Here is a 4,261-nt window from a genome sequence, read left to right as displayed (position 1 = left end):
TATAAGATTGGGTAAACGAATATTCTACCAAATGGGAAATAGAAAGTATAGATAAACTTCCGTTAAGAAATTGACAAAAGTATTTAGTATTTAATTAATAAAAAATCGAACGGCTATAAAAACCGTCCGATTATTATTTTTATTATATTAATCAATATTAATTATTTTATTAAATTACATATAAATCCTATTATACCACCTACGGCAACGAAGTCGGCATCGCTAAAAGTGGTATTTTGGAAACCTAAATCTCCAAGTATAGGAAGAAGAAGTAAAGGCAAGAAAGTGAGAAGAATGCCGTTTATAAAAGCCCCTATAAAACATCCTCTTTTGCCTCCAGTGGCGTTGCCGAATACTCCAGCAGTAGCTCCGCAAAAGAAATGAGGCACTACTCCTGGAATTATTAATATTCCGCCAGTAATTCCCAAAATGGCAAGCCCCACAAGTCCGCCTATAAAACTCATTATAAAACCTATTAATACGGCGTTTGGAGCGTAAGGAAATACTATAGGACAATCCAAAGAAGGTATAGCGTTAGGAACGAGTTTCTCGGATATGCCTTTGAACGCGGGAATTATCTCTCCTAATATCATTCTAACGCCTTGCAATACTACCGAAACTCCAGCGGCAAAAGTAACTCCTTGTATTAAAGAAAATACTAAAAAGTTTTGCCCGTTTGACAATTCGCTTTCTATATATTCGCTTCCAGCAGCTATTGCAACGACTATATATATTATGGACATAGTCAAAGCTATAGCCAAAATATTATCTCTCATAAAACTTAAACCTTTTGGCAATTTCAAATCTTCGACTGAAGACGATTTACCGCCTATTAATTTTCCAATAAGAGCCGATATGCCGTAAGTGACATTTGAAAAATGCCCGAGAGCCACATTACTTGAAGAATCTCCTATAACTTTAGGCATAGCCCAATATGTTAATATAGGCGATAAACTCATTGCTAAAGCGTTAACCAATGAAGAGAGTATAACAAGTTGTATTCCCGTAATTCCAGCTACCGCAAATATAACGGTAATCATAACTCCCATATAAAATATATGATGCCCCGTTAAAAATATAAATTTTAAAGGAGTAAATCTCGCTATTATAAGATGAAATACCATAGACAATATCATAACTAGAGAAACTTGAGTTCCGTATTTGGTTAAAGCCAAAGATACTATAGCCTCGTTATTTGGAACTACGCCTTGAACATTAAAAGCGGCCTCGACCATACTGCCGAAAGGAGCCAGAGAAGAAGTTATAACATTAGCTCCCGCTCCCAATAATATAAATCCTATTAACGATTTCATAGAACCCGCTATTATTTCATTAGCGGGTTTCTTTAATAATATAAGCCCTACCATCGTGAATAAAGCCACGAGAATTGACGCTTGACTTAATAAATCTACAAAAAATTTTAACATTTTTTACCTCCGAATATTATAAATTTAGTTTTTCTTTTATTTTTGTTTTAAGTTCGTCCAAACTTAATATATTTTTAAGCGATATTATTTTGTCCTTATCTAAAGAACTAACGGCTGAAGATTCCGCAATATCTCTTCCTAAAACATAATAATCCGCTTGCTTAAATAACGCGCTCGTTACATCGGAATGCTCGACTTCGGCTTCTATATTTAATTCTTTTAACACTTTAGAAATATTCATAGAAACCATTAACGAAGAACCTATTCCCGAACCACATGCAGCTATAAATTTTAACGCCATAATTAATTCTCCTTAAAAATATAAAAAATTTAATTTAAATAAAAATTTATTTCAAAACCTCTTTGACTTTTTCAAACACATTTTGAGCTGAAACTCCATATTTTAATTTAAGCTCGGTAGATTTTCCAGATTCCGTGAAAGCGTCTTTGCATCCCACTATTCTTAAAGGAGCAACATCTTTATGAGTAGCCAACACTTCGGCAACGGCGCTTCCCAATCCTCCAATCACGCTATGATTTTCCAAAGTTATAACGCATTTAACTTTTTTTGCGTATTCGATAATATTGTCGGCGTCCAAAGGTTTCAAAGAGCGAACATGAATCAAACGATACTTTATATTATTTTTTTCAAGCATATTAACCGAATCAATCGCTTGCTCGAAAGAAGAGCCGTCAAAAAATATCGCCACATCGTCTCCCGTAGAATATAATTCTTTATTTTTAATGTCGAAATTTGCCTCTTCGGGAGAATTATAAATTATAGGAACTGGTTCTCTTGCCACTCTAACATAATAAAGTCCCTTATTATTCAAAGCGTAGCTGATTGCAGATTTGACATCGTTTTCGTCCAAAGGCAAAATAACATTCATATTAGGAATGCATCTCATTAAAGCCATATCCTGCGTAGCCTGATGACTCGCTCCGTCAGGTCCCGCGTCAAGTCCTGGGTGAGTGGCTATTATTTTGAGATTCGCTTTCGCGTAAGCCGCTTGCCTTATTTGAGTCCAAATTGTTCCGCTTGCAAATATTGCGAAATTGACATAAACGGGAAACATTCCTTCCAATGCCAATCCTGTCGCCGCGCTTAAAGAACTTTGCTCGCCAATTCCCAATTCCCAAAAATTATTAGGATATGTTTTTTCTACATCCGCGGAAGATGTTGAAGTTCCCAAATCGTTATCTATCACTATTATTTTATTATTTTTTTCTATTAAATTAGTTAAATGCTTTCCGATTACAACTCTCGGAGCGGAGCTTTTTTCTATTTTTATCATAATTATATTCCTTATTAAATTTTATTTTATATCCAAATCTTTTTTCGCTTGTTCAAAATCTTTATCGCCGATTGTCAAAGAATGGCAATTAGGATTATTTTCTAAAGTGGAAACGCCTTTTCCTTTAACGGTTTTCATTATTATCGCCGTAGGTTTGCCGCTTAATTTATCCAATTTATCCAAAGCTTCGACAACTTCTTTCATATCGTTTCCGTCTTTAACCGTTATCGTATTCCAATTAAAACTTTTAAATTTATCTTCCAAAGAACCCAAATCGATAACTTTATTCACTGGGTCATGCGAAGAGAGTCCATTATTGTCTATGATGGCGACAAGATTATCCAATTTGAAATGAGCCGACTGCTGAACGGTTTCCCAAATTTGTCCCTCATGCAATTCGGCGTCTCCGCATAAAGCGAATATTTTATTTTTGTTGTTTGACAATTTTCGCGCGTAAGCCATTCCCATAGACACGGCAAGTCCCTGTCCCAAAAGTCCCGTATTCATTTCGGTTTCTGGAATTTTATTTATATCGGGATGTCCTTGCAAACGAGTTCCTATTTTTTTAAGAGTAGTCAATTCTTCCATAGGAATTATTCCAAGTTCTGCAAATATCGCGTATTGCATAACGACTACATGCCCTTTCGACAAAACGAAACGCGCTCTATTCGGGTCTTTAAAATCTATATATTTGTCATATACGGCAACCGCCATATCCATAGCTGACAAAGAACCTCCGACATGAGCTACGCTTTTCGATTCGTAAACCATTTTTAGAAGTATCTGCCTGCACCTTTTCGCTTTTTTTTCAAGCTCTTCTATTGATGAACTCATAAAATTTTTTCTCCTTCAAACATAAATTTATTTTAAAATAGTTTATTAAAAATTTACTTAAATTATTATTAGATTATATCACTTAATATTTTAAAGTCAAAAATATTGATTAATGAAAATTTAGATAAAATATTATAGAATTTATTTTTAATCTCTATTGAAATTCTGATATATAAATTTAAATGGTATGTAAATTTTTCCATTTTCCGCATAATCTCTAATTAAACCTTGAGGCGGAGGTTTCAATTTTTTAGCGTATTCTATAGCCTTCGAGCAAGAATTATCCAAACTGTTTTGTCCGATTTGAGATTTTTTCAAAAACTTTTCAAATATAATGTTTCCGTCTTCGTCCACCGAAATTAAAACTTCCACCTCGTCCGTTCTTAAAAGCCCCAAATAATGCGCTTGATTTGGAATCGTCAAATACCAAGAATCCCTTATAGAACCGACTAAAGAATAAAAATACCAAAAATATTCCTGAGCTTTCGTTCCAAGCTGAATGCCTCCAGTTCGACTCGAAAGAACAACCGCTCTATCCGCTCCGTCCTCGAAAGACGCGGGAATTTTTGTGTCGCCTTTAATTCCCGGATTTTTAGGTTTATAAGTTTCCACATTTTCTCGATTTATATCTTCTCCCAATTCGTTTCTTTTTATATTTTCGTTATTAAAACAGCTTACTATTAAAGTTCCATATTGAAGCGATTC

At 34.5% G+C, this 4,261-nt stretch carries 5 protein-coding genes; all 5 read right to left on the bottom strand.

What is annotated here, in order from left to right; genetic code table 11:
• Positions 1-161 precede the first annotated feature (161 nt).
• Positions 162-1,427: a PTS ascorbate transporter subunit IIC gene (locus EZH24_RS07885; protein WP_137998567.1), complete on the bottom strand. Its 1,266-nt coding sequence runs from the start codon at positions 1,425-1,427 to the stop codon at positions 162-164.
• Positions 1,428-1,443: 16 nt separating this feature from the next.
• Positions 1,444-1,728, bottom strand: coding sequence for a PTS sugar transporter subunit IIB (locus tag EZH24_RS07880; protein WP_137998566.1), 285 nt, complete (start codon positions 1,726-1,728; stop codon positions 1,444-1,446).
• Between the two features lie 46 nt (positions 1,729-1,774).
• Positions 1,775-2,722 carry a transketolase family protein gene (locus EZH24_RS07875; protein WP_137998565.1) on the bottom strand — a complete coding sequence of 316 codons (948 nt, stop codon included), beginning with the start codon at positions 2,720-2,722 and terminating at the stop codon, positions 1,775-1,777.
• Positions 2,723-2,743: 21 nt separating this feature from the next.
• On the bottom strand, positions 2,744-3,556 hold the full coding sequence (locus EZH24_RS07870; RefSeq protein WP_137998564.1) for a transketolase: 813 nt from the start codon (positions 3,554-3,556) through the stop codon (positions 2,744-2,746).
• Between the two features lie 147 nt (positions 3,557-3,703).
• A partial coding sequence (locus EZH24_RS07865; protein WP_137998563.1) for a TonB C-terminal domain-containing protein occupies positions 3,704-4,261 on the bottom strand: 558 nt, incomplete at its 5' end.

Origin of the sequence: Brachyspira catarrhinii (genome assembly GCF_005518285.1) — a bacterium.
GTDB lineage: Bacteria > Spirochaetota > Brachyspiria > Brachyspirales > Brachyspiraceae > Brachyspira > Brachyspira catarrhinii.
The sequence above is the reverse complement of the archived record's forward strand: the minus strand, read 5'-3'. Positions and strand labels throughout refer to the sequence as shown.